Origin of the sequence: Nonomuraea salmonea, assembly GCF_042428605.1 — a bacterium.
GTDB classification, from domain to species: domain Bacteria; phylum Actinomycetota; class Actinomycetes; order Streptosporangiales; family Streptosporangiaceae; genus Nonomuraea; species Nonomuraea salmonea.
This window is the reverse complement of sequence record NZ_JBHMCF010000011.1, coordinates 518,330-542,067: the sequence shown is the minus strand read 5'-3', so window position 1 is coordinate 542,067 and position 23,738 is coordinate 518,330. Positions and strand designations below refer to the sequence as shown.

Sequence of the window (23,738 nt, the reverse complement as noted above, 5' to 3'; positions counted from 1 at the left end):
CACGACGGTGTGAACAGGAGCCGCCCTTGACCGTCCACGAGCCCGCCATCGGCCGCTACTACGAGGACTTCACCGTCGGGGACGTCTACCAGCACCCCATGGGCCGCACCATCAGCGAGGCCGACAACACCTGGTTCACGCTCCTGACGATGAACACCAACCAGAACCACTTCAACGCCCACTTCGCCGCCAAGGCCCCCACCGGGAAGATCATCGTGAACTCGGGGCTGACCGTGGCCATCGTGCTCGGCCTGTCCGTCATCGACGTCAGCCAGACCGCGATCATGAACCTCGGCTGGACCGACATCAAGCTCACCCACCCCGTCTTCGTCGGCGACACCCTCTACGCCGAGTCGAAGGTGACCGCCAAGCGGGAGTCGAAGTCGCGGCCGTACGCCGGGATCGTCACCGCGTACACGCGCGGGCTCAACCAGGACGGCGACGAGATCATGTCCTGGACCCGCACCGTCATGGTCTACAAGCGCGACGCACCCCACGACAAGGGCTACTTCCCCCAGGCCAGGACCGGCCCGCTCTGAGGAGTTGAGTCACATGGACTTCGAGCTGACCGACGAGCAGAAGGCGTTCCGCGAGACCCTGCGCGCGTTCGTGGACAAGGAGATCATGCCGGTCGCCACCGAATGGGAGCACTCCGGGCGCTACCCGGCCGAGATCATCGACAAGATGAAGCAGATGGGGCTGTTCGGGCTGTCCGTCCCCGAGGAGTACGGCGGGCTCGCCGCCGACATGGTCTCCTTCGCGCTCGTCTTCGAGGAGATCGCGCGCGGCTGGATGGGCGTCGCCGGCACGATCGGCTCCCACTCGCTGGCCTGCTGGATGATCGCCCGCCATGGCACCGACGAGCAGAAACGCCGCCACCTGCCCGACCTCGCCACCGGCGCGCGGCGCACCGCCATCGCGCTCACCGAGCCGGGCGCCGGCACCGACCTGCAGGGCATCCAGACCCGCGCGGTCCGCGACGGCGACCACTACGTCGTCACCGGCACCAAGACCTGGATCACCAACGCCCGCCACGCCGACCCGCTGCCCGTCCTGGTCAAGACCTCCATCGAGGAGCCCGCCCACAAGGGCATGTCCGTGCTGCTCGTCGACCCCGATCTGCCCGGCTTCTCCGTCAGCCGCGACCTGCCCAAGCTCGGCTACAAGGGCACCGAGACCTGCGAGGTCGTGCTCGACGAGGTGCGGGTGCCGGTCTCGTGCCTGCTCGGCGGCGCCGAGGGGCGCGGCATGCAGCAGGTGCTCGGCGGGCTGGAGATGGGCCGCATCAACATCGCCGCCCGCGCCGTCGGGGTCGCCCAGGCCGCGTACGACGCCGCGCTCGCCTACTCCCGCGACCGCACCGCCTTCGGGCAGCCCATCGCCGGCTTCCAGGCCATCCAGCTCAAGCTGGCCGACATGGCGACCGAGATCCAGGCGGCCCGGCTGCTCACGTACTGGGCGGCCTCCCAGGCCGACGGAGGCCGGCGGGTGGACATGGAGGCCGGCATGGCCAAGTACTTCGCCTCCGAGGTGGCGCTGAAGGCGTCCCTCGACGCGATGCGCATCCACGGCGGGTACGGCTACTCCCAGGAGTACGTGGTCGAGCGGCTCTACCGCGACGCGCCGCTCATGGCGATCGGCGAGGGCACCAACGACGTGCAGCGCATGGTCATCGCGCGCTCGCTCATCTCGGGAAAGGGCAAGGTCGGCTGGTGACGCCGCCGCTCCCTGGGCCGCTGCTTATCCTGAGCGCGGAGGGACTGCGGGAGCGAGGAACACCATGTCCGACGACGAGGACACCGCCCACGAGCACGGGCATGGGCACGGGCATGGGCCCGAACATGGGCCCGAACATGGGCATGGGCATGGGCGTTCGGGCCGGTGGCGGGGGATCCGAGGTGTGGTGCAGCGGATCACGCACGCCGTCACCCCGCACAGCCACGACACCGCCGGCAAGACCGACACCGCCCTGGAGACCAGCAGCAGGGGCATGCGCGTGCTGGCCGTCTCGTTCGCCGTCCTCATGGTCACCGCCGCCGTCCAGGCCGTCATCGTGGCGGCGTCCGGCTCGGTCGCGCTGCTCGGTGACACGCTGCACAACCTGGCCGACGCCCTCACCGCCGTCCCGCTGGCCATCGCGTTCTCGCTCGGCCGCCGCGCCGCCACCCGCCGCTACACCTACGGCTACGGCAGGGCCGAGGACCTCGCGGGCATCGTCATCGTCGCGCTCATCGCCGTATCCGCCGCCCTGGCCGGGTACGAGGCCGTCACGCGCCTCCTCGACCCCCAGGAGATCAGGGCGGTCGGCTGGGTGGCCGGGGCGGCGCTGATCGGGTTCGCGGGGAACGAGTGGGTCGCCCGCTACCGCATCAAGGTCGGCAAGGAGATCGGCTCGGCCGCCCTCGTCGCCGACGGCCTGCACGCCAGGACCGACGGCTTCACCTCCCTGGCCGTCCTTTTGGGCGCCGGCGGCGCCGCGCTCGGCCTGCCGCTGGCCGACCCCGTCGTGGGCCTGCTCATCACCGTCGCGATCTGCTTCGTGCTGCGCGACGCGGCCCGCGAGATCTACCGCCGCCTCATGGACGCCGTCGACCCCGCCCTCGTGGACGCCGCGGAACGCATCCTCACCTCGGTGAACGGCGTCCGCCGCGTGGGCTCCGTACGTCTGCGCTGGATCGGGCACGCCCTCCACGCCGAGGTAGAGATCCTCGTCCCCCACGACATGTCCGTCATCACCGCTCATGGGGTCGCGGTCGAAGCCGAACACCGCCTCATCCACGAACTCCCACGCCTACGGGCCGCCACGGTCCACACCGACCCCGACGGCCCCGCCGACGCCGACCACCACGCCACCCTCACCACCCACCGCCCCCACTGACCCACCCCGCTCCGTCGACTGTGAACGATATGGCGAGTGACGGAAGGTGACTCTGCGTTGAAGTGCACGGGTGAATGCGGAGGAGCGGACGCTCGGCGGAGACAGTGAACCGCGCGTGCACCACAGCGGTCCGGCGGTGGCGACCGCTATGCAGGACCTGCCTTGAAGGTCACCCAGGCGTACCGATACGCGCTGGACCCCACTACGGAGCAAGCCGAGGGGTTGGCCTCGCACTGCGGCGCGGCGCGGTTCGCGTTCAATTGGGGCTTGGCCCGCGTCAGGGCCGCTCTTGCGCAGCGGGCAGCCGAGCAGTCTTACGGCATTTCCGCAGAGTCACTGACCGAAGTCCCCTGGAACCTGTACGCGCTGCGCCGAGCGTGGAACCTGGCGAAACGCACAGACGCGCCATGGTGGGCAGAAAATTCCAAAGAGGCGTACAGTTCCGGCCTGGGCGGGTTGGCGCGTGCCTTGCAGAATTGGTCGGCTTCCCGTAGGGGCAAGCGGGCGGGTGAACGGGTCGGGTTTCCGCGTTTCAAGGCGAAACACCGAGCCATGCCGTCGTGCCGGTTCACCACCGGTCCCCTTCGGGTGGAGGCCGACCGGCGGCATGTGACGCTGCCTCGGCTGGGCACGATCCGCCTCTGCGAGTCCGCCCGCAAATTGGCCCGCCACATCGAGCGCGGCACCGGCCGGATCCTTTCGGCCACGGTCCGGCTCGACGGCCGCCGTTGGTTCGTCTCGTTCACTTGCGAGATCGTCCGGCCCGACCGCTCGCCGGCCCGGCCGGACGCGGTCGTCGCTCTTGACCTCGGCGTCAAGGTGCTGGCGGTGTTGTCCACCGGTGAAGTGATCAACAACCCCCGGCATCATCGGTCTGCGCTACGGAAACTGCGCCGGTTGAACAAGCAACTGGCCCGCCGCCGAGGCCCGCGCGCCCCAGACGGGAGCAGGCGGAACGCCTCCGCCCGCTGGCACCAGACCCGAGCGGCTCTCACCAAGACACACGCCCATGTCGCCGCCCAACGGCGCGACGGTCTGAACAAGCTGACCACCCGCCTGGCGTCCACCTACGGCACCGTCGTGACCGAGGACCTGAACGTGGCCGGGATGCTCGCCAACCGCCACCTCGCCCGGGCCGTCGCCGATGTCGCCATGGGCGAGACCCGACGACAGCTGTCATACAAGACCACCTGGAACAAGGGCAGGCTGGTCGTTGCCGATCGCTGGTTCCCCTCTTCGAAGACGTGCTCTGCATGTGGCGCGGTGAAAGCCAAGCTCGCCCTATCGGAGCGCACCTATTCATGCACCGAGTGCGGTTTGCTCCTGGACCGGGACGTCAACGCCGCACGCAATCTGGCCGCGCTCGCGGTCGACGTCGCCCAGAGTTGCGGGGAGACGGAAAACGCCCCTCGGGATACCGGGCAGGACGGCTCCGATCGTCCTGGCAGAGCTGGTGTAAGACCCGCCTCGGTGGGCGGTCGGCGATGAAGCGGGAACCCCTTCGCGGGGGAACGCCAGGCCGTAAGGTCATGGCTGCCGGCGCGCGCTTCGGTAGTGCTCGCTCACTGGCAACGGTAGGTTGGTGCGGGTGTCCGCAGCCGCTTCATCCCCCGCGTCCCCGGCCGCCCTCACCTCATCCTCCCGGCTCGCCTGGCTCGACGCTTTGCGGGGGATCGGTGCGCTCGCGGTGGTGGCCGAGCACATGTTGCCGTGGTTCGTGCCCAGTCTGAGGCCCTACTGGTTCAGTCTCGGCGTTTACGGGATTTTCGTGTTCTTCCTGGTCAGCGGCTACATCATCCCGGCGTCGCTGGAGCGGCACGGTGATGTGCGGGCGTTCTGGATCAGCCGGTTCTTCCGGCTCTACCCGCTCTACCTCGCGATCATCGTGCTCGTGCTGGCGCTCGCCTGGTGGGTGCCGGTGCGGGAGGCGGTGGTGCGGGACGGCAGCGCGGTGGCGGCGCACGCGACGATGCTGCTCGACGTCGTGGGCATCGGCGGGGTGGCCGACACCATGTGGACGCTGTCGTACGAGATGGTGTTCTACCTGGTGGTCACGGCGCTGTTCCTGACGCGCGGGCATGAGCGCAGCGGGACGTGGGCGATCGTGTTCGCGGTGGCGGCGGTGCTGGTGGGGCTGGTGGCGTCGGGGGCGGTGTTCGGGGGCGGGTGGCCGGCGTACGTGTCGTGCGCGGTGTTCGTCCTCGGACTGACGGGCGTGGTGCTGGGCCGCCTGCGCACGGTCTCGGCGTGCCTGCTGGGCGTGATGGCGGTGGCCTGCCTGCTGCTGAGCAGCCGGGTGCCGTGGCTGGGGGCGGCGGTGCTGGCGGTGATGTTCGCGGGGACGGCGATCTACCGGTGGGAGCGCGGCACCGGGCCGCTGTGGCCGGTGGCGGTGACGGCGGCGCTGGTGGTGGTCGCGCCCGTCTGGGCCATCGAGAGCGGCTGGTGGTGGGTGCGGGCCGACGTCTGGCTGACGACCATCGCGCTGGCGGCGGCCACGTTCGCGGGCGGGATGGCGTTGCGGGGGCGGCGGCTGCCGCGGGTGCTGGTGTGGTTCGGGCTGATCAGTTACTCGCTCTATCTGGTGCACCATCCGCTGCTGAAGTACTTTGTGCAGGTCAGCGGGGATCTGCGGCAGGCGGCGCTGCCGTACCAGCTGCTGATGACCGCCGTGGCGCTGGCAGTGATCATCGGGGCGAGCGCGCTGACGTACCGGTTCGTGGAGAAGCCGATGCAGGACCTCGGCCGGCGGGTCTCACGCCGGTGCCGCGGCGGGCTCCAGGGCGGCGGCGAGGCGCGGGTGCCGGGCGAGGACGCGGGCGACGACCGGGTCCTCGGCCATCAGGAACGCCAGGTGCCGCACGGCGTGGGCGACCACGTTGGCCAGGGCGACACGGTCGGGTGACGGCGCGGCGGGAGCCCGGCCGCGGGCGATCTCCAGCACCGGCACCTCGACGGCGGGCAGCCACGGCTCGGGGTCGGGGCAGATCGCGTAGGTGAGGACGACTCCTCCGTCGGGTTCGTAGCGCCAGCTCGTGGAGTGGACGACGGTGCCCGAGTCGCCGGCGGCCACGCCGGCCAGCCGCCGGGCCGCCGCGTCGGGGCTCTCGCCGGGTCGTGGGCTGGTCAAGGCCGACCGGTACGACCAGCGGCGCCGCGCGTCCACCCGTAGCATGAGCGTCTCGACCGAGACCACGTGTCCTGCCGTCACCGTCACCAACTTACTGCCAGTCATGTGCAGGTGCGTTCCACGGGCATGTCCCTTTTCGCTCTTGAAACAGCAGGGCGGCCGGGTTGTGATCGAGGGCGTGCGAGAGAGAGGCCGACAGCCATGCCCGGTTTGCTGGTGTTGATGGGGTCGGGCGAGACGAGCCCGACCATGGTCGAGGTCCACCGCGCCGCGGCGCGGACGCTGCGCGCGGGGGCGCGGGCCGTGCTGCTCGACACTCCCTACGCCTTCCAGGAGAACTGCGCCGACATCTCCGCCCGCGCCCGCCGCTACTTCGCCCGCAGCGTCGGGCTCGAGGTGGAGGTCTCGCCGGCGATCACGGGCGCCGACTGGGTGTTCTCGGGGCCCGGCAGTCCCACGTACGCGCTCGACCGCTGGGCCGGCTCGGGTGTCGCGGGTGATCTGCGGGCTCGCGTACGCGCCCGCTCGGGCGTGACCGTGCTGGCGTCGGCGGCGGCCTGCACGGCGGGCCTGGCGACCGTGCCGGTCTACGAGATCTACAAGGTAGGCGCGGAGCCGCACTGGCGCGAGGGGCTCGACCTGCTGGAGCCGCTGGGCCTGCGGGCGGTGCTGATCCCGCACTTCGACAACGCCGAGGGCGGCACCCACGACACGCGCTTCTGCTACCTGGGGGAGCGGCGGTTGTCCCGCATGGAACGCGAGCTGCCGCCCGGCACCGCCGTGCTCGGCATCGACGAGCACACCGCGCTGGTCATCGACCTGCACAGCGAGGAGGTGCGGGTGGCGGGGCGCGGCGGGCTGACCGTGCGGCTGCCCGGGTCGGTGACGGTGCTGCCGGCCGGCACCCGTACGGACCTGGCCGGGCTGCGCCGCCTGGCCGAGGGGAAGACGGCGGGCGCCGCACCCGCCCCTGCCGCACCGGAGCCGCGGGCCGTGCCCGCGGAGGTGACGCTGGAGGAGTCGATCCGGTCGTGCGAGGAGGCGTTCAACGCCGCAGCGGCCAGGCACGATCCGGTGGCGGCCGCGGGGGCGGTGCTCGACCTGGAGGCGGAGATGGTCAAGTGGGCGGCCGACACCGAGGAGGACTCGGGCGGCGTGGAGCAGGCCAGGGAGCTGGTGCGGCTGCTGATCGCCCGGCTCGGCGAGCTGGCCGCCGCGTCGGGACGGCGCTCGGAGGGCCTGACCGCCCTGCTGGAGCCGCTGCTCGAGCTGCGGGCCTCGCTGCGGGAGAGCGGCCGGTACGACGTCGCCGACGCCCTGCGCGCGGCCCTGGTCAGAGGCGGCGTCGCCGTCGAGGACACCCCCGAGGGCTCCCGCTGGAGCCTCGCCTAGAACACGGGTGATGACGGCCGGCACGCGTGCCCGTGAAGCCGCCGTCGGCACACGGGCCCGGCAGAAGGCGGGGTCTCCGTCTTCGGGGGGCGTCGCGGGTCAGCGGCGGGGCGGATCGATGCGGGCGCCGTCCGAGGTGAAGATCATGATGCGGGAGAGGTCGACGGCCACCTTGGCCGCGTCCCCCTGGCGCCAGATCGGCCGGTTGCCCAGGCGGACGATCAGGTCGGAGCGGCGGTGGATGCCGCTGCCGTTGGGGTGCTGCCCGACCTGCTCCTGCTCCTGCCACTCCGCTTCCTCGCGGGAGAACAGCCGCCGCACCAGCCCGGTCAGCTTGCCCGTGCCGTTCGCGCCGCCGCCGGAGCGCCGCCGCTGCCGCGGGTCGGGCGGCTCAGGCACCGGTACGGCCGGCATCCCGCACTCCAGGTACGCCAGCCACTCGTGCCCGTGGTACTCCAGCGCCCGCACCCGCCCGTAGAAGGCCGGCCCCTCGTACGACTCCGGCACCGGCGCGAGCCCGTCCGGCCGCAGCCCGACGAGCACCTGCCCGCCGGTGTGCTGCGAGATCGCGTACGCCCTGGGATCGCTCCACGGCATCGTCAGCCGGTGCGGCCCGAAGTCGAGCATGACGTACTGGTTCTGCGGCGTCCTGACACCGGCCGCCAACAGGTTCAACTGCTGGGAGTTGAGGAACGCGGCCACGAACGCGGTCGCTGGATCGTTGTAAATCTGGGCCGGAGTGCCGACGTCCTGGAGGACCCCGCGATTCAGGATCGCGATGCGGTCGGCCAGGGTGAGCGCCTCGACCTGGTCGTGGGTGACGTAGATGGTGGTGACGCCGAGCGACCTGACCAGCGCGGAGATCTCCATGCGCAGCTCGGTGCGCATGCCGGCGTCGAGGTTGGACAGCGGCTCGTCCATGAGGAACAGCTTGGGCTGGCGGACGATGGCCCGTCCCATGGCCACCCGCTGCCGCTGGCCGCCGGACAGGGTGCCGGGGCGGCGTTCGAGCGTCTCGTCGATGTGCAGCGCCTTGGACAGTTCGGTGACGCGCTCGCGGACCATCGCGGGGTCGGCCTTGGCGATCTCCAAGGGGAAGGCGATGTTCCCTCTGACCGTTCTGTGGGGGTAGAGGGCGCCGTTCTGGAAGACCATCGCCACGTCGCGGTCGCGCGGCGCGAGGTGGTTGGCCAGCTCGCCGTCCAGCCACAGGTCGCCCTCGGTGATGTCCTCCAGTCCCGCGATCATGCGGAGGAGGGTGGACTTGCCGCAGCCCGATGGGCCGAGCAGCACGAGGAACTCACCGTCTTGCGCTTGAAGGCTCAGCCGGTCGACCGCGAGATAGTCGCCCGGATACACCTTTGACACTTTGTCGAGAACGACCGAGCTCATGGGCCCACACCTTGCGCGCGTGTCACCTGTGACGGGGCTTATTGGAGAGGTAGTACATCGCGCCTTAACGGTACATGTCCACCCTTGACATAAAGAATCTCGTTCGGCGGGCGTTTCGGACGGGGGTTTTGGGCATCCGAACGCCTAGATTTCCGGATCTGATGGGCGTGGAAGGAGTTGCGTAAACTTGCGGAAAGGGATTTCATGGTCCGAACGTGCTGGGGAGACCGCGGGGGAGATCGATGACCGACTGGTGGCGAAATGCCGTGATTTACCAGGTCTACGTGCGCAGCTTCGCCGACGGCAACGGCGACGGCGTGGGTGACCTGATCGGCGTTCGCGATCGCCTGCCGTACCTCGCCGGTCTCGGCGTCGACGCCCTCTGGCTGACGCCCTTCTACCCCTCGCCGATGGCCGACTTCGGCTACGACGTGGCCGACCACTGCGACGTCGACCCGCTGTTCGGCACCCTCGCCGACGCCAAGGCGCTCATCGACGAGGCGCACGGCCACGGGCTGCGGATCATCGTCGACCTCGTCCCCAACCACACCTCCGCCGCCCACCCCTGGTTCCAGCAGGCGCTGCGCGGCGAGCGCCGCGAGCGCTACATCTTCCGCGACACGCCCAACGACTGGGAGTCGATCTTCGGCGGTTCCGCCTGGACGCAGGTCGAGGACGGCCAGTGGTACCTCCACCTGTTCGACCCCTCCCAGCCCGACCTCAACTGGGACGACCAGGAGGTGCGCGGCGAGTTCGAGTCGATCCTGCGCTTCTGGCTCGACCTGGGCGTGGACGGCTTCCGGGTGGACGTCGCGCACGGCATGGTCAAGCCGCGCGGCCTGCCCGACATCGGGCGCGGCGACCAGGCCACGATGGTCGGCAGGGAGCCGGTGCCGTTCTTCGACAACGACGAGGTGCACGAGATCCACCGCTCCTGGCGGCGGGTGCTCGACTCGTACCCGGGAGAGCGCATCGGGGTGGCAGAGGCGTGGGCGCCCACGCCCGAGCGGCTGGCGAACTACGTGCGCCCCGACGAGCTGCACCAGGCGTTCAACTTCCACTACCTGTTCGCCTCCTGGGACGCCGCCGAGCTGCGCGCGGTGATCGACGCCTCGCTCGCGACGTCCGCCTCGGCCGGCGCCCCCACCACCTGGGTGCTGTCGAACCACGACGTCAAGCGGCACGTCACCCGCTACGGCAGCCTGGCGAGGGCGCGCGCCGCCGCGCTGCTCACGCTCGCGCTGCCCGGCTCGGCCTACGTCTACAACGGCGAGGAGCTGGGCCTGCCCGAGGTGCTCGACCTGCCGCCCGAGCTGTGCCAGGACCCGCAGCGGCTGCGCGACCCCGGCAGCGGCCGCGACGGCTGCCGCGTGCCGCTGCCCTGGACGCGCGACGGCGGCTGGCGCGACCCCTGGCTGCCCATTCCCGCCGGCTGGGCGGAGCTCAGCGTGCAGGCCCAGGAAGGTGTGCCCGGCTCGACCTTGGAGCTGTACCGTGCGGCGCTGCGGCTGCGCCGCGACCTCACCGGCGACCTGGTCTGGCACGACTCTCCCGAGGGCACGCTGATGTTCTCCAGGGGGCCGGTCGTGTGCGCCGTCAACCTCACCGCCGCGCCCGTCGACTTCGGCGTGGACGGCACGCTGCTCGTCGCCTCGGATGTCCCTGGAGCAGGGGATTCCGCGGCCTGGTGGAAAGTAAAGTGTCAGCCATGAACGGTCACGCTCGCCTCGCCGACATCGCCGCCCAGGCCGGGGTGAGCGAGGCCACCGTCAGCAGGGTGCTCAACGGCAAGCCGGGAGTCTCGGCGAGCACCCGGCAGTCGGTGATGGCCGCACTGGACCTCATGGGCTACGAACGCCCGCCCCGCCTGCGGCAGCGCAGCAACGGGCTGGTCGGCCTCGTGACCCCTGAGCTGGACAACCCGATCTTCCCCGCCTTCGCCCAGGCCATCGAGAAGGCGCTGACGCAACACGGCTACACCCCCGTGCTCTGCACCCAGCTGCCCGGCGGCGCGCCGGAGGACGAGTTCACCGAGCTGCTCGTCGACCGCGGCGTGAGCGGCATCGTGTTCGTCTCGGGGCTGCACGCCGACACCACCGCCCGCATGGACCGCTACACCCGGCTGACCGACCGCGGCCTGCCGATCGTGCTGGTCGACGGCTACAGCGAGCACATCGCCGCGCCCTTCATCTCGCCCGACGACCGCATGGCCGCCAGGCTCGCCGTGCAGCACCTCGTCGACCTCGGCCACGAGCGCATCGGCCTCGCGCTCGGGCCGCGCAGGTTCGTCCCCGTGATCAGGAAGATCGAGGGCTACCGGCAGGCCATGGCGCAGCTGCTCGGCTCGGCCGACGTCGAAGAGCTGATCGCCCACTCGCTGTTCTCCGTCGAGGGCGGCCAGGCCGCCGCCGCGCAGCTGCTCAGCCGGGGCTGCACCGGCATCGTGTGCGCCAGCGACCTCATGGCGCTCGGCGCGATCAGGGCGTGCAGGGAGAAGGGGATGTCGGTGCCGGGGGAGGTGTCGGTGGTCGGGTTCGACGACTCGCCGCTCATCGCGTTCACCGATCCGCCGCTGACCACCGTACGCAAGCCGATCGGCGCCATGGCGTCGGCCGCCGTGCAGACGTTGCTCGAAGAGGTCAACGGCGCGCCCGCGAAGAACGTGGAGCTGATCTTCCAGCCCGAGCTGGTCGTGCGCGGCTCCACCGGATCAGGCCCGCTGGTCAACCGGTGAGCGACCTGCTCGTGCTCGGCGGCTCCGGCGTCGACACCACCGTCTACGTCCCCGAGCTGCCGCTGCCCTACCGCGACACCCACCACGTGCCGCCCGTCACCGACCGCATCGGCAACACCGGCGCCGGCGTCGCGCTCGGCTGCCACGCGCTCGGCCTCGGCGTCGTCTTCGCCGACCTCATCGGCGACGACCCGCAGGGCGCGCTCATCCGCGACGCGCTGCGCGACCTCGACTGCCGCTTCGGCCGCGCAGCGGCGGGCACCCGGCGCAGCGTCCTGCTCGTGGACCCTGACGGCCGCCGCACCTCGCTGCACGACGCGCGGGTCACGCCGGGAGAGCGGCTGCCCCGCGAGCTCTACGCCGGCGTGCCGGTCAGGCACGCGCACGTGTCGATCATCGACGCCTGCCGCGACGTCTTCGCCGATCTCGGCGGTGTGCCCGTCTCCACCGACCTGCACGACTGGGACGGCGTCAACGACTACCACCGCGACTTCGCCCATCAGGCCGACCTGGTGTTCCTGTCCGCCGCCGCGCTGCCCGACCCGGCCGTCACCATGCGCGAGGTCATCGGGCGCGGGCGGGCCCACACCGTCGTGTGCACGCGCGGGGCGCTCGGCTGCCTGGTGCTGACGCGCGGCTCCGCCGTCCGCGCCTTCCCCGCCGCGCCGCTGCCGGGGCCGATCGCCGACACCAACGGCGCCGGCGACGCGTTCGTCTCCGGCTTCCTGTACGGCACCCTGCGCGGCAGGCCCCTGGAGGAGTGCGTACGCCTCGGCGCCGTCGCAGGGGCCCACGCCTGCACCGTGCCGGGCACCCACGAGTCCCCGATCACCGAGGCGGTGCTGCTCGCCCGCTCACCGTGAGCGGTCCAGCTCGCGCCAGGCGCGGAAGACGAAGGGCGGCGCCGAGATCAGCACGTAGACGCTGGTGAACATGAGCAGCGTCACGTCCAGGCCGGTCAGCGTGCTCAGCGAGCCCGCCAGCAGGCCGCCGACCGGCATGCCGGCGTACGCGGCGGCCGTCATCGCGCCGATCACCCTGGCCCGCAGCCGGACGGGGATCCTGTCGTACTGCAGGATGCCCAGGATGGGGTTGATCGCGCCGGCGGCGAACCCCGACAGCGCCGTCACCGCCAGCGCCACCGGGAACGGCGCGTCCAGGGCCAGCACCAGCACCCTCGGCACCCCGGCCAGCAGGAAGCACAGCCCGTACGTCAGCCGCATCGGTAATCGTTCGCCGGCCGCCCCGTACACGATGGTCCCGGCCACCGCGCCCGCCCCCAGCACACCCGTGAGCAGGCCGAAGGCGCGCGGGTCGCCCACCACCTCGCGCGCGTAGAGCGCGAGCAGCACCTGCGTGACGCCCGTGTCGAGCAGGTTGACCACGACGACCATGGCGGTGGCGCTGAGCTGCAGCCGGTCCTGCCAGAGGAAGCTCAGCCCGGCCCGCAGGTCGCCGAGGTAGCCGGCCGAGTCGCGGGCGTTCCGCCGTACGCGCGGCACGCCCGCCCCGATGAGCAGCGCCGACAGCAGGAACGACACGCCGTCCACGAACAGCAGCAGGTGCGGGCCGATCCACAGGATCAGCACCCCGGCCAGCGGCGCCCCGACCATGGCCGCGCCCCGGCAGACGCCGTCGTACGCCGCCGTGGCCCGCTCGATGCGCACCCCGGCCGCCAGCGACAGGTCGGGCAGCATGGCCTTGCGCGCGGTCTCGCCCGGCGTGGTCACCAGCCAGCGCAGGAAGAGCATCAGCAGCAGCAGCGGATAGCTGAGCCCTGTCGTCAGGAACAACGCCGGGACGGCCAGCGCGATCAGCCCGCTGACCAGGTCGGACACCACGCTCGTCAGCCGGTAGCCGAACCGGTCGACCAGCGTGCCGCCGAAGGCCGCGGAGATCACGATGGGGAACGTGGTCGCGAACGAGGCCAGCCCCGTCAGCACCGCGCTGCCGGTCGTCTCCAGCACGAACCAGGGGACGGCGAGGATGGAGAATATGTTGCCGGTGACGGATAAGGCGTTGGCGGCCAGGAAGGTGATGAATGGACGCCTCACGCGATGCCCCCGGCAACGGTTGTCGCTTCAGCGTTGCTCATGGGCGCCTTATGGTCAAGCGCCCCCTTTTGAGAGTCATAGTCCGATAAGTCAGATGATCACGCCGCTTATGCGCCCGAAAGCCTATAAGTCGGGAAATGTGCGATGGCGGGAGCGAGGCGACGAACGGGGGCGGATAGGCTCATGGCCCTGACATGCGTGTCCTTGCATACCTCCGGGAGGCTGCCCCGATGACCGTTGCCGTTCACGTCGGTCCCGAACCCGTCCCCGCGCTCATCGACGCCGTCGAACGCGGCGGCGGCCGGGTCGTGCCTCTTGAGCAGGCCGAGGCGATCGTCTACTTCGGCAGCGACGACCCCGCCGAGCTGCGCGGCATGCTGCACGAGGGCATCCGCTGGGTGCAGCTGCCGCACGCCGGCATCGAGCGGTGGGCCGACGCCGGCGTCATCACCGAGCACCCCGTCTTCACCGCCGCCACCGGCTCCTACGGCCCCGCCGTCGCCGAGCAGGCGCTGGCCCTCATGCTGGCCGCCGCCCGCGACCTGCACCGCCACGCCAGGGCCACCACCTGGGGCCGCAACGACTCCCGGATGCTGGCCGGCTCGACGGTCGCCATCGTCGGCGCCGGCGGCATCGGGCGGGCGCTGACCCGGCTGCTCGAGCCGTTCGGCTGCCGGGTGGTGGCGGTCAGCGACCGCGGCGAGGTGCCGGGCGCCGACGCCATCCTGCCGCGCGCCCGCTACCGCGAGGCGCTGCCCGGCGCCGGCTACGTCGTCGTCGCCGCGCCCGCCACTCCCGAGACCAGGGGCATGTTCGGTACGCGCGAGTTCGAGCTGATGGAGAAGGACGCCTGGCTGGTGAACGTCGCCAGAGGCAGCCTCGTCGTCACCGGCGAGCTGGTCGAGGCGCTGCGCGCGGGCGTCATCGGCGGCGCCGCCCTCGACGTCACCGACCCCGAGCCGCTGCCCGCCGGCCACCCGCTGTGGACCATGGAGAACGTCCTCGTCACCCCCCACAGCGCCAACCCCCGCCCCGCTTACTGGCGCGGCCTGGCCGACCGGGTCACCGCCAACGTCCGCCACTTCGGCGCCGGCGAGCCCCTCGAAGGCGTGGCCTCTCCCAAGCAGGGCTTCTGACGCACCTGCCGCAGCGGGGGGTGCTCAGCCGAGGTTGAGGCGGGCGCCCTTGCTCTGGCCGGAGTCGTGGACCTCCAGGCCCAGCGGGTCGAGGTCCTTCGGCAGCTCGAACACCAGCGAGCCCCTGAACGTCCGGCCCGCCTCGACGCGGACCGGGGTGATCTCCTTGCCGTCGGCGTCGAGCAGCCTGGTGCCGCCGTGCAGGGCTTCGTCCTCGTCGATCAGCTTCTGCCGGCCGGGGTCGAGGACGCGGGCCTCCTGGCCGACGTTCCTGACCTGGACGCCGACCTCGCACGTGCGCACGGTCGCCGCTCTGCCCGGCTTGGGGCACTTCGTACTGGTGACCGCGAACCGCAGCTTGCCGTCCTGCACCGGCCCGTCCGCGCCGACGCCCGTCGAGCGGAGGAACCACGACACCGCTGTCACCAGCAGCACCAGCAGCACGATGACGATCACCGCGGCCATCAGGCAGCCGGACAGCACCCCGCGCTTGGGCCGCGCCGGGTAGCCGGGGAGCGGGCCCTGCCCGGTCGTCGAGTGGTGCGGCCCCGCCTGATGAGGCATCGGCCCCTGCCCGCCCTGAGGCGGCATGGGCACCCGCGGCATCGGCCCGGTCCGCTCGACCAGCGGCGGCAGCTGCGCACCCTGCGGCTGCGGCTGATGTGACGCCCCAGGCCGAGGTCCGGTGCGCTCAGCCGGTGGCGGCAGTTGCGCACCCTGCGGCTGTGGTTGATGTGACGCCCCAGGCCGAGGTCCGGTGCGTTCAGCCGGCGGCGGCTGATGCGACGCCCCGGGCAGCGGCCCGGTGCGCTCGGCGGGCGGTGGCAACGGCGAGCCGCCCTGCCGGGGGCCGGTGCGCTCGGCGGGCGGCGGCAGTTGGGCGCCCTGCGGCTGCGGTTGATGTGACGCCCCAGGCCGAGGCCCCGTGCGTTCGGCGGGCGACGGCTGCTGCGAGACGCCGGGACGCGGTCCGGTGCGTTCGGCCGGCGGCGGTTGCGGCACCCCGTGCCCGCCTCCCGGCACGACCTGTTGCGGCGACCGCGCCGCCTCGGGTTGCGGCGCGTGCGAGGAGCCGGGTCCGGGCTGGGGCGCCCGCGCGGCATTCGGCCCGGGATGGGGTGCGTGTGCGGGACCTGGGCCGGCGTGCGAGGAGCCGGGAGCCGGCTGCGGCGCGTGCCCAGGGCCGGGAGTGCCATGAGGAGCCGGGCCCGCGCGGTCGTGCCGGGGCGGCATGAGGGGGCCGAACTCCGACGGGTTCCACGCGCTGGTCAGATGCTTGGTGGCGGCGAGCTGCGCGGCCGGCTCGTCGGCCGCCCCCACGAGCTCCAGCAGCAGCTGCCGGGCGGCGGGCCGCCGCGCGGGGTCGGGGTGGATGGCCGCGGCGACCAGCCGGTCGAGCGGCGCGGGCAGCCCCCGCAGGTCGGGCGGCGCCTGCCGGGCCCTGGCCGCCATCACGTACGCGTCGCCCTCGCCGAACGGATGCCCGCCGAGCCCCGCGTAAGCGATGAGCGACCCCCAAGCGAACACGTCGCCCGCCGGGCTGGTCTGGCCCTCGAAGACCTGCTCGGGAGCGATCCAGCCGGGTGTGCCCATGACCATGCCGGCGTTGGTGTGGCGGGAGTGCACGTGGGTGGAGCGGGCCAGACCGAAGTCGATCACCCGCGGCCCGGCCAGCGTCAGCATCACGTTGGCCGGCTTGAGGTCGCGGTGGACGAGCCCGGCGGCGTGGATGGCGGTGAGCGCGGCGGCCACGCCGACGGCGGCGGCGTGGAGCACGGACGGCGACAGCGCGCCGTGCTCGATGAGGTGGTCTTCGAGCGAGATGCCGTCGATGTACTCGGTGACGAGGTACAGCCGCCCGCGGTCCTCGCCGTGGTCGAGCACCCGGGCGGTGCAGAACGAGGCGACCTTGCGCGCGTTGGACACCTCTTCGTGGAAGCGCGCGCGGTAGACGGGGTCGGCGGTGAAGTCGCGCCGGATCGCCTTGACCGCGACCTTGGAGCCGTCGGCGGCCCTGGCGAGATAGACCACACCCATGCCGCCGGAACCGAGACGGCTGATCAGCTCATAGGGGCCGATCGCCGGCGGGTCTTCCGGCTCAAGAGGAGTGCCTGCGGAGCGCCCCAACGTCGCCGTCCTCTCGCCGTCGTCATCCCGTCGCAACCCGAACCGTTCCTCCCGCCGGTTCGTTTCGTGTGACAACCCGAACTGTCCCGCGCCCGGCATCCCGTTTGTACCCCAGACTCTAACGGAGGAAGGCGATGCCCGGTGGCGAGTAGTCCGCGCATGGCCGCATCGGGCTGTCCCGTCGTCAGCCCCTGGCGGGGTCGCGGCGCAGGGGACGCATGGAGACCCGCAACCGGGCGAGATCGATGGCGTGCGGCAGCGGCCGGTGGGGCGAGAGCAGCCGCCCGACGGGCTTGGGACGGGCGGTGCGCAGGATGGCGCCGAGGAACGCGGTGCCGACGGCGAGCGTCAGGTTCACGCCGTCGCAGCCGGGCCGCGCCCACCACTCGGTGGCGGCGGTGCCGTCCAGCCAGATCTCGGGGGCGAAGGTGTCGGCGTACGGCAGGCGCGGGCTGCGCTGGTGGGCGGCGACCGGCACGAGGACGGGGGTGCCGGCGGGCACGGCGCTGCCGTACCAGGAGGTCTCGGTGGTCGTGACCCGCGCGAGCGCCGGCACGGACGGCCACAGGCGCAGGCCCTCGCGCAGGCAGGCGCGCAGGTGGTCGGGATCGGAGCGGGCGGTCTTGCGGTGGCCGGGGTGCGCGGCGAGCAGCGCCAGCGTCTGCGTCAGCCCGGCGGCGGCGCAGCCGAACCCCATGAGCCAGTACGCCGCCTGCATGAGCCCGCGCGCCTCCGGCTCGGGGGTCTCGGCGATGAGCCCGGCCAGGCTGCCCGGCTCGGCCCTGCGCAGGTGGTCGATGATGCGGGCGTCGTAGCGGCCGGACAGGATCTCCTGCCGGCGGCTCGCCCGCCACCGCCCGGCCCGCGTGAGGCCCTCCAGCAGCCGGGTCAGCTCCTCGTCGCGGGTGGCGCCGTCGCCGTAGACGCAGCGCCTGGCCACCCGCTGCCAGCAGGCGTTGAGCCTGGAGTGGTCGACCACGCCGCTGGCCAGGTCCGCGGCCTCCTCCTTGGCGATCTCGATGAAGCGCGGCCGCAGCACGTCGGTGGGCAGGCCGAAGGGGCGCTCGTCGAGCGCGGGCGCGTAGGAGGTGTCGTTCCCGGCCAGCACGCGCACGGCGTCGCGCTTGGACAGCACCAGCAGCGCGGGGCGGCGCGGCCGGCGGACGAGGACGGGACGGCCGCCGTAGCGGGTCTCGAGGGCGGCCAGCAGGGGGCGGGAGCGCAGCAGGTCGCGGCCGTGCGTGACGTGCGGGATGCTGCCCGGGGGGAGGAGCAGGGCGGTCAGGCGCAGGCTCTCCAGCACGGTCGTCCTGGGCAGCCCCCTAGGCACGCGCTGCCTGCCGCGGAGCGGGTGGGTAGGTCATGGATCGATGTGATCGCCCCCGGGGCGGCGCCGCAATGCGGGGTTTCGGCCAATGGAACACATCCGGCTGCGAGATCGGTCGGTGTTCCGGTGGCCGGAACGCTCACCGGCCGAGGAGGGCGGCGGAGATGGCCTGGGCGGCGCCGCGTACGGAGATGCCGAGCGGCCCCAGCGGCACCACCTGGGCCGGCGCCGCCACCGACACCGCCATGCACACCCGCCCGCCGGGCCCGAACACCGGCGCCGCCACGCAGGCCACGCCCTCGGTGTACTCCTCCTGCGAGCAGGCCAGGCCCTGCCTGCGCACCTGGGCCAGCTCGCGGTCGAGCGCCGCGAGGCTCGTGACCGTGCGGCGGGTCAGCCGCTCGAACGGGCCGTGCGCCGGCAGGTCGTGGCGCAGCTTGGGGTCGAAGGCCAGCAGCGCCTTGCCCGCCGCCGTGCAGTGCAGCGGCGCCCGGTCGTCGCCGTCGGAGCGCGAGCGGACCCGGTCGTGGCCGTAGACGCGCTCGACGTAACGGACCTCGGGCCCGGCGGGCACGGCCAGGTTGACCGTCTGCCGGGTGGCCTCGTACAGGTGAAGGAGGTAGGGCAGCACGCGCCTGCGGGAGCCGGGGATGCGCGGCCTGGTCGCCCCGCCCATCGACGCCGGCAGCTCACCGGGCAGGTACGCGCTCCCCACCCGCCTGGCCAGCTCCCGCGAGCAGAGCACGCCGAGTATGCGGTGGGCCGTCGACTTCGGCAGGCCGGTGCTGCGGCACAGCTGCGACAGCGTGACGGGCCCGGTGGCCGCGCTGAGCGCGAGCAGGATGTCGATGCCCCGCTCCAGGCTGCCCGGCTGGGACGCGGGCCGCTCGCGCCGCACCATGCGCGCTTGACTGATCGTTTCCGTCGGCATCGATGTCCCTTTCGCTCTCCGAGGAGCAGAAGGGGCTTCCCGGGGGGCTGCGGTGTGGACTGCGGTCTTTGGCTGCTGTTGGGGCTGCTGTTTCCAACCGCTGACCTACCCGGCCGCCGCCCGGTGATACCACGCTCAGTGAAGAGCGATGATCTCCGCGTACACGGAGACCGCCACCTCGCCCGGCGTCCGCGCGCCGATGTCCAGGCCGGCGGGGGCGTGCACGCGCTCACCTCCCTCCAGGCCGGCCAGCACCGCCGCGCCCCGCCTGCGGCTGGCGATCAGCCCGACGTACGGCACCCCGCGCCGCAGCGCCTCCCGCAGCACCGGCTCCTCGCCCACGCCGTGCGAGGCGACCAGCACCGCCGTGGTGTCGTCGGCGAGCGGCCCTGCGCCGGTGTCCACGTTGCAGCCCATCGCCGTCCCCACGGCGGCGAGCGCCCGCGCGATGGGGCCGTCGCCGTGCACGCGGACCAGCGCGGGCGGCAGCACCGCCTCCAGGAAGATCTCCAGCGTGCCGCCCGACAGGCAGGGCTGGCCGACCGCGACCAGCCCCTCCTCCTCGTGCGGCGCGGCCTGCTCCGGCGTGATGCGCAGCAGGGTCGTGCCGCCGGCGCTCAGCAGGCGCAGGCTCTGGGCGCGTACGGTGCCGGTCGCGCACACCCCGCCCACGAAGCCCTCGATCGTCCCGTCAGGCAGCACCACCGCGCGGTCGCCCGCCTTCGCGCTGGTCGGCCGCTGCGCGCGGACGACGGTGGCCAGCACGTACGGCTCCCGCCCCGACCGCAGCCCGGCCACCCGCGCGTCCAGATCCCTGGCCGCCGGCGCCCGCGAGGTTCCAGGCCGGGGCGGGGGCGCCGGCATGCCGAGGAACTCGCTCACGGGATCGCCAGGTCGGTGCGGAACGGCTCGCCCCTGGTGACCCGCCACACGTTCGCCGGGGTCAGCGGCATGTCGGCGTGCCGCACCCCGTACGGGCGCAGCGCGTCCACCACGGCGTTGACCACGGCGGCGGGCGAGCCCACCGTGGCCGACTCGCCGACGCCCTTCGCGCCGATCGGATGCGTCGGCGACGGCGTCACGGTCTCGCCAAGCTCCCACGACGGGCACTCCATCGAGGTCGGCAGCAGGTAGTCCATGAACGAGGCGCCCAGGTGGTTGCCGTCCTCGTCGAACGCCATCACCTGCATGAGCGCCATGCCGACCCCGTCGGCCAGGCCGCCGTGGATCTGCCCCTCGACGATCATCGGGTTGATCCGCACCCCGCAGTCGTCCACGGCCACGAACCTGCGCACCTTCACCTGCCCGGTGCCGGGATCGACGTCCACGACGCAGATGTAGGCGCCGAACGGATAGGTGAGGTTGGGCGGGTTGTAGACGGTGACGGCGTCCAGGTGGCCTTCGACGCCGTCCGGCAGCTCCAGGTTCGAGTGGGCGGCCAGCGCGATCTCGGCCATCGACCTGCCGGTGGCCGGGTCGCCCACCACCGACCACTTCCCGTCGGCCCACTCCAGGTCGTCCGGCGACGCCTCCAGCATGGCCGCCGCGACGATCTTGGCCCGGTCGCGCACCTTGCGCGCCACGATCGCGGTGGCGGCGCCGGAGACGGGGGTGGAGCGGGAGCCGTACGTGCCGAGGCCGAACGGCGTCTGGTCGGTGTCGCCGTGCACCACCTCCACGTCGTCGGCCGGGATGCCCAGCTCCTGCCCGACGATCTGCGCGAACGTGGTCTCGTGCCCCTGGCCCTGCGACTGGCACGACACCCGCAGCACCGCCTTGCCGGTCGGGTGCACGCGCAGCTCGGCGCCGTCGGCCATGCCGAGGCCGAGGATGTCCATGTGCTTGCGCGGGCCCGCGCCGACCGCCTCGGTGAAGAAGCTGATGCCGATGCCCATCAGCTCGCCCCTGGCCCGCCGGTCGGCCTGCTCGGCGCGCAGCTTGTCGTAGCCGGCCAGGTCCATGGCCAGGCGCAGCGCCTTCGGGTAGTCGCCCGAGTCGTACTCCCAGCCGGTGGGGGAGTGGTACGGGAACTGCTCGGGTTTGAGCAGGTTGCGCATGCGCAGGTCGGCGGGGTCCAGGCCGAGCTCGGCGGCCAGCACGTCCACCAGGCGCTCGACCAGGTAGACCGCCTCGGTGATGCGGAAGGAGCAGGCGTAGGCGACGCCGCCGGGCGCCTTGTTGGTGTAGACGCCGGTGACCTCGCAGTGGGCGGCCTCGATGTCGTACGAGCCGGAGAAGACGTGGAAGAAGCCGGCCGGGAACTTGGTCGGCTGCGCGGTGCCGTTGAAGGCGCCGTGGTCGGCGAGCACCTTGACGCGGATCGCCTGGATCCGCCCGTCGCGGGTCGCGGCGATCTCGCCGCGCATGTGGTAGTCGCGGGCGAAGGCGGTGCTCATGAGGTTCTCGGAGCGGTCCTCCATCCACTTGACCGGGCGGCCGGTGACGATCGAGCCGACGATCGCGCAGACGTATCCCGGATAGATCCCGACCTTGCCGCCGAAGCCGCCGCCGATGTCCGGCGAGATCACCCGGATCTTGTGCTCGGGCAGCCCCGCGACCATCGCGTACAGCGTCCGGTGCGCGTGCGGCGCCTGCGTCGGGCACCAGACCGTCAGCTTGCCCGTCACCTTGTCGAAGTCCGCCACCGCGCCGCACGTCTCCAGCGGCGCGGGATGCACGCGCGGGTAGAGCATGTCCTGCGCGACCGTGACCTCCGCGCCGGCGAAGATCTCCTCCGTACGCGCCCGGTCCCCGGCCTCCCAGTCGAAGATGTGGTTGTCGGTACGCCCTTCGAGGTCGTCCCTGATCACCGGGGCGGCCGCGTCGAGCGCCTTCCTGGCGTCGATGACCGCGTCGAGCGGCTCGTACTCGACGTCGATGAGCTCCAGCGCGTCGCGGGCCGAGTACGCGTCCTCCGCCACCACGAACGCCACCTCCTGCCCCTGGAAGCGCACCTTGTCGGTGGCCAGCACGGCCTGGGTGTCCTGCGACAGCGTCGGCATCCAGGCCAGGTTCAGCCCCGCCAGCGTCTCGCCGGTGATGACCGCCTTCACCTTGGGATGCGCCTCGGCCGCGCTCGTGTCCACCGAGACGATGCGCGCGTGGGCGTGCGGGCTGCGCAGGACCGCGCCGTACAGCATGCCGGGCAGCCGCACGTCGTCGGTGTAATTGCCGCGCCCCCGGATGAACCTGGCGTCCTCCTTGCGGTGCATGCGCCCGTAGCTCATGACCTCGCCTCCCTCTCGGCGGCCCACCTGATCGAGCGGACGATGTTCTCGTAGCCCGTGCACCGGCACAGCTGGCCCGAGATGGCCTCCCTGATCCGGCCCTCGTCGGGGTCGGGGTCGCGATCGAGCAGCGCGCGGGCGGTCAGCAGCATGCCCGGTGTGCAGAACCCGCACTGCAGGCCGTGGCACTCCACGAAGCCCTTCTGCACGACGTCCAGCTCGCCGTCCCGCTCCAGGCCCTCGACGGTGGTCACCTCGTGGCCGTCGGCCATGACGGCCAGCACCGTGCACGACTTGACCGGCACCCCGTCGAGCCGCACCGTGCAGACGCCGCAGTTGGAGGTGTCACAGCCCCAGTGGGTGCCGGTCAGGCCCAGCTCGTCGCGCAGGAAGTGCACGAGCAGCAGCCTCGGCTCGACGTCCCTGGTGTACGGCTGCCCGTTCACCGTGACCGTGATCCGCATGTCAGATCCTCCCCGCGGCGGCGGCCAGCGCGCGCCTGGTCAGCTCGGCGGCCAGATGGCGCTTGTAGTCGGCGGGCCCGCGCTGGTCGGCGTGCGGCTCGCAGTGCTCGGCGGCGATCCGTCCCGCCTCGGCGAACACCTCGTCGCCGGGTGCCCGGCTCAGCAGGTACTCCTCGGCCTCCGGAGCGCAGAAGTGGTCGGCTCCGACGGCGGTCAGCCCGATCCCGGCCTGCCTGATGACGCCGTCCGCGACCGTGAGCACCGCGCCCGCCGCCGCCACCGGCCAGTCGCCGACGCGCCGCTCGACCTTCTCGTACGCGCTGCCGGTGCCCGCCGTGATCGGCACGCGGAGCTGGACGAGGAGTTCGTGGGGTTCGACGGCGGTCTCGTAAGGACCTCGGTGGAATTGCCTGACCGGCACCGTACGGGTGCCGCCTGGGCCCTGGATGACGGCCGTCGCGCGCAATGCGGTGAACACCGCCGACAAATCCTCCGACGGATCTCCCTGACATAAGGAACCGCCAACGGTCCCCCGATTTCGGACGATCGGGTCGGCAATAACCCGCTCCGCATCCCGAAATATCGGGAAAAGGTCGGTGGCGGTGCCGCTCTCCAGCAACTCCGTGTGCCGCACCAGCGCCCCGATCGCCAGCTCGTCGCCCTCGACCGCGATCCGCCCCAGCTCAGCGGCCAGGCCGTTGATGTCGATCAGCGCCTCGGGCTGGGCCAGGCGCAGCTTCATCATGGGGATCAGGCTGTGGCCGCCGGCCACGATCCTGGCCTCGGGGCCGTAGCGCGCCAGAAGTTCGAGCGCGTGCGTGACGCTGTCGGCTCTCTCGTATTCGAACGTCGCGGGAACCTGCATGAGAGCACAGTGCTGTTACCGATTTGTCGCATCAATCGCGAAATAAGGGATTCCTTAATGCGGGGGCGCGAACTATGAAGA

The 23,738-nt window shown here is 72.2% G+C and carries 19 protein-coding genes; 10 read left to right on the top strand and 9 right to left on the bottom strand.

Annotated features, from left to right (window positions below; translation table 11 throughout):
- Nucleotides 1-26 precede the first annotated feature (26 nt).
- The 6 genes from ACFFR3_RS12860 to ACFFR3_RS12835 all read left to right on the top strand — a co-directional run bounded on the left by ACFFR3_RS12860 (nucleotide 27) and on the right by ACFFR3_RS12835 (nucleotide 7,400).
- Entirely contained in the window at nucleotides 27-539 is a 513-nt protein-coding gene (locus tag ACFFR3_RS12860; RefSeq protein ID WP_364366734.1) for a MaoC family dehydratase, read from the top strand.
- A gap of 13 nt (nucleotides 540-552) precedes the next feature.
- On the top strand, nucleotides 553-1,716 hold the full coding sequence (locus ACFFR3_RS12855; protein ID WP_345402250.1) for an acyl-CoA dehydrogenase family protein: 1,164 nt from the start codon (nucleotides 553-555) through the stop codon (nucleotides 1,714-1,716).
- A gap of 184 nt (nucleotides 1,717-1,900) precedes the next feature.
- Complete coding sequence (locus ACFFR3_RS12850; RefSeq protein WP_379483172.1) at nucleotides 1,901-2,878, top strand: cation diffusion facilitator family transporter; 978 nt, start codon at nucleotides 1,901-1,903, stop codon at nucleotides 2,876-2,878.
- A 162-nt stretch (nucleotides 2,879-3,040) separates the two neighbouring features.
- Nucleotides 3,041-4,366 (top strand): IS607 family element RNA-guided endonuclease TnpB, encoded by a 1,326-nt coding sequence (gene tnpB, locus ACFFR3_RS12845; protein WP_379483171.1) that lies wholly within the window; start codon nucleotides 3,041-3,043, stop codon nucleotides 4,364-4,366.
- A 100-nt stretch (nucleotides 4,367-4,466) separates the two neighbouring features.
- Nucleotides 4,467-5,783, top strand: a complete 1,317-nt coding sequence (locus tag ACFFR3_RS12840) for an acyltransferase family protein (RefSeq protein ID WP_364366743.1) — start codon at nucleotides 4,467-4,469, stop codon at nucleotides 5,781-5,783.
- Nucleotides 5,784-6,209: 426 nt separating this feature from the next.
- Nucleotides 6,210-7,400 carry a hypothetical protein gene (locus tag ACFFR3_RS12835; protein ID WP_379483170.1) on the top strand — a complete coding sequence of 397 codons (1,191 nt, stop codon included), beginning with the start codon at nucleotides 6,210-6,212 and terminating at the stop codon, nucleotides 7,398-7,400.
- A 99-nt stretch (nucleotides 7,401-7,499) separates the two neighbouring features.
- Here ACFFR3_RS12835 and ACFFR3_RS12830 read toward each other — a convergent pair whose 3' ends face one another.
- Nucleotides 7,500-8,792 (bottom strand): ABC transporter ATP-binding protein, encoded by a 1,293-nt coding sequence (locus ACFFR3_RS12830; RefSeq protein WP_364366749.1) that lies wholly within the window; start codon nucleotides 8,790-8,792, stop codon nucleotides 7,500-7,502.
- Nucleotides 8,793-9,034: 242 nt separating this feature from the next.
- On the opposite strand from ACFFR3_RS12830, the gene ACFFR3_RS12825 reads away from it, so the two are divergent.
- Genes ACFFR3_RS12825 through ACFFR3_RS12815 form a run of 3 tightly spaced genes read left to right on the top strand, consistent with a single transcriptional unit; the run spans nucleotide 9,035 to nucleotide 12,389 of the window.
- On the top strand, nucleotides 9,035-10,504 hold the full coding sequence (locus ACFFR3_RS12825) for a glycoside hydrolase family 13 protein (RefSeq protein ID WP_379483169.1): 1,470 nt from the start codon (nucleotides 9,035-9,037) through the stop codon (nucleotides 10,502-10,504).
- A complete protein-coding gene (locus tag ACFFR3_RS12820; protein ID WP_364366755.1) occupies nucleotides 10,501-11,526 on the top strand; it encodes a LacI family DNA-binding transcriptional regulator in 1,026 nt (341 codons plus the stop codon). Before ACFFR3_RS12825 ends, ACFFR3_RS12820 begins: the two co-directional genes overlap by 4 nt.
- Nucleotides 11,523-12,389: a carbohydrate kinase family protein gene (locus ACFFR3_RS12815; RefSeq protein WP_345402262.1), complete on the top strand. Its 867-nt coding sequence runs from the start codon at nucleotides 11,523-11,525 to the stop codon at nucleotides 12,387-12,389. The genes ACFFR3_RS12820 and ACFFR3_RS12815 overlap by 4 nt, the downstream gene beginning before the upstream one ends.
- Here the strand turns inward: ACFFR3_RS12815 and ACFFR3_RS12810 are convergent.
- A complete protein-coding gene (locus tag ACFFR3_RS12810) occupies nucleotides 12,381-13,580 on the bottom strand; it encodes an MFS transporter (protein ID WP_364366761.1) in 1,200 nt (399 codons plus the stop codon). The genes ACFFR3_RS12815 and ACFFR3_RS12810 overlap by 9 nt on opposite strands.
- A gap of 230 nt (nucleotides 13,581-13,810) precedes the next feature.
- On the opposite strand from ACFFR3_RS12810, the gene ACFFR3_RS12805 reads away from it, so the two are divergent.
- Nucleotides 13,811-14,716: a D-isomer specific 2-hydroxyacid dehydrogenase family protein gene (locus tag ACFFR3_RS12805; protein WP_345402268.1), complete on the top strand. Its 906-nt coding sequence runs from the start codon at nucleotides 13,811-13,813 to the stop codon at nucleotides 14,714-14,716.
- Nucleotides 14,717-14,740: 24 nt separating this feature from the next.
- Here the strand turns inward: ACFFR3_RS12805 and ACFFR3_RS12800 are convergent, their stop codons facing one another.
- The 7 genes from ACFFR3_RS12800 to ACFFR3_RS12770 form a co-directional block, all read right to left on the bottom strand.
- Nucleotides 14,741-16,843, bottom strand: a complete 2,103-nt coding sequence (locus ACFFR3_RS12800; protein WP_379483168.1) for a protein kinase domain-containing protein — start codon at nucleotides 16,841-16,843, stop codon at nucleotides 14,741-14,743.
- A 184-nt stretch (nucleotides 16,844-17,027) separates the two neighbouring features.
- Nucleotides 17,028-18,173, bottom strand: coding sequence for a cytochrome P450 (locus ACFFR3_RS12795; RefSeq protein WP_379483167.1), 1,146 nt, complete (start codon nucleotides 18,171-18,173; stop codon nucleotides 17,028-17,030).
- A gap of 136 nt (nucleotides 18,174-18,309) precedes the next feature.
- A complete protein-coding gene (locus ACFFR3_RS12790) occupies nucleotides 18,310-19,101 on the bottom strand; it encodes an IclR family transcriptional regulator (protein WP_364366773.1) in 792 nt (263 codons plus the stop codon).
- A 135-nt stretch (nucleotides 19,102-19,236) separates the two neighbouring features.
- Nucleotides 19,237-19,983 (bottom strand): XdhC family protein, encoded by a 747-nt coding sequence (locus ACFFR3_RS12785; RefSeq protein ID WP_364366775.1) that lies wholly within the window; start codon nucleotides 19,981-19,983, stop codon nucleotides 19,237-19,239.
- Nucleotides 19,980-22,328 (bottom strand): aerobic carbon-monoxide dehydrogenase large subunit, encoded by a 2,349-nt coding sequence (locus ACFFR3_RS12780; RefSeq protein ID WP_345402291.1) that lies wholly within the window; start codon nucleotides 22,326-22,328, stop codon nucleotides 19,980-19,982. Before ACFFR3_RS12780 ends, ACFFR3_RS12785 begins: the two co-directional genes overlap by 4 nt.
- Nucleotides 22,325-22,792 (bottom strand): (2Fe-2S)-binding protein, encoded by a 468-nt coding sequence (locus ACFFR3_RS12775; protein ID WP_345402294.1) that lies wholly within the window; start codon nucleotides 22,790-22,792, stop codon nucleotides 22,325-22,327. Before ACFFR3_RS12775 ends, ACFFR3_RS12780 begins: the two co-directional genes overlap by 4 nt.
- A 1-nt stretch (nucleotide 22,793) precedes the next feature.
- Entirely contained in the window at nucleotides 22,794-23,657 is an 864-nt protein-coding gene (locus ACFFR3_RS12770; RefSeq protein ID WP_345402297.1) for an FAD binding domain-containing protein, read from the bottom strand.
- Nucleotides 23,658-23,738 lie beyond the last annotated feature (81 nt).

Coding starts and splice junctions, on each gene's coding strand:
- ACFFR3_RS12830 (WP_364366749.1), bottom strand. CDS start 8,792: ATGAGCTCGGTCGTTCTCGACAAAGTGTCAAAGGTGTATCCGGGCGAC.
- ACFFR3_RS12825 (WP_379483169.1), top strand. CDS start 9,035: ATGACCGACTGGTGGCGAAATGCCGTGATTTACCAGGTCTACGTGCGC.
- ACFFR3_RS12805 (WP_345402268.1), top strand. CDS start 13,811: ATGACCGTTGCCGTTCACGTCGGTCCCGAACCCGTCCCCGCGCTCATC.
- ACFFR3_RS12790 (WP_364366773.1), bottom strand. CDS start 19,101: ATGCCGACGGAAACGATCAGTCAAGCGCGCATGGTGCGGCGCGAGCGG.
- ACFFR3_RS12775 (WP_345402294.1), bottom strand. CDS start 22,792: ATGCGGATCACGGTCACGGTGAACGGGCAGCCGTACACCAGGGACGTC.
- ACFFR3_RS12835 (WP_379483170.1), top strand. CDS start 6,210: ATGCCCGGTTTGCTGGTGTTGATGGGGTCGGGCGAGACGAGCCCGACC.
- ACFFR3_RS12780 (WP_345402291.1), bottom strand. CDS start 22,328: ATGAGCTACGGGCGCATGCACCGCAAGGAGGACGCCAGGTTCATCCGG.
- ACFFR3_RS12770 (WP_345402297.1), bottom strand. CDS start 23,657: ATGCAGGTTCCCGCGACGTTCGAATACGAGAGAGCCGACAGCGTCACG.
- ACFFR3_RS12820 (WP_364366755.1), top strand. CDS start 10,501: ATGAACGGTCACGCTCGCCTCGCCGACATCGCCGCCCAGGCCGGGGTG.
- ACFFR3_RS12855 (WP_345402250.1), top strand. CDS start 553: ATGGACTTCGAGCTGACCGACGAGCAGAAGGCGTTCCGCGAGACCCTG.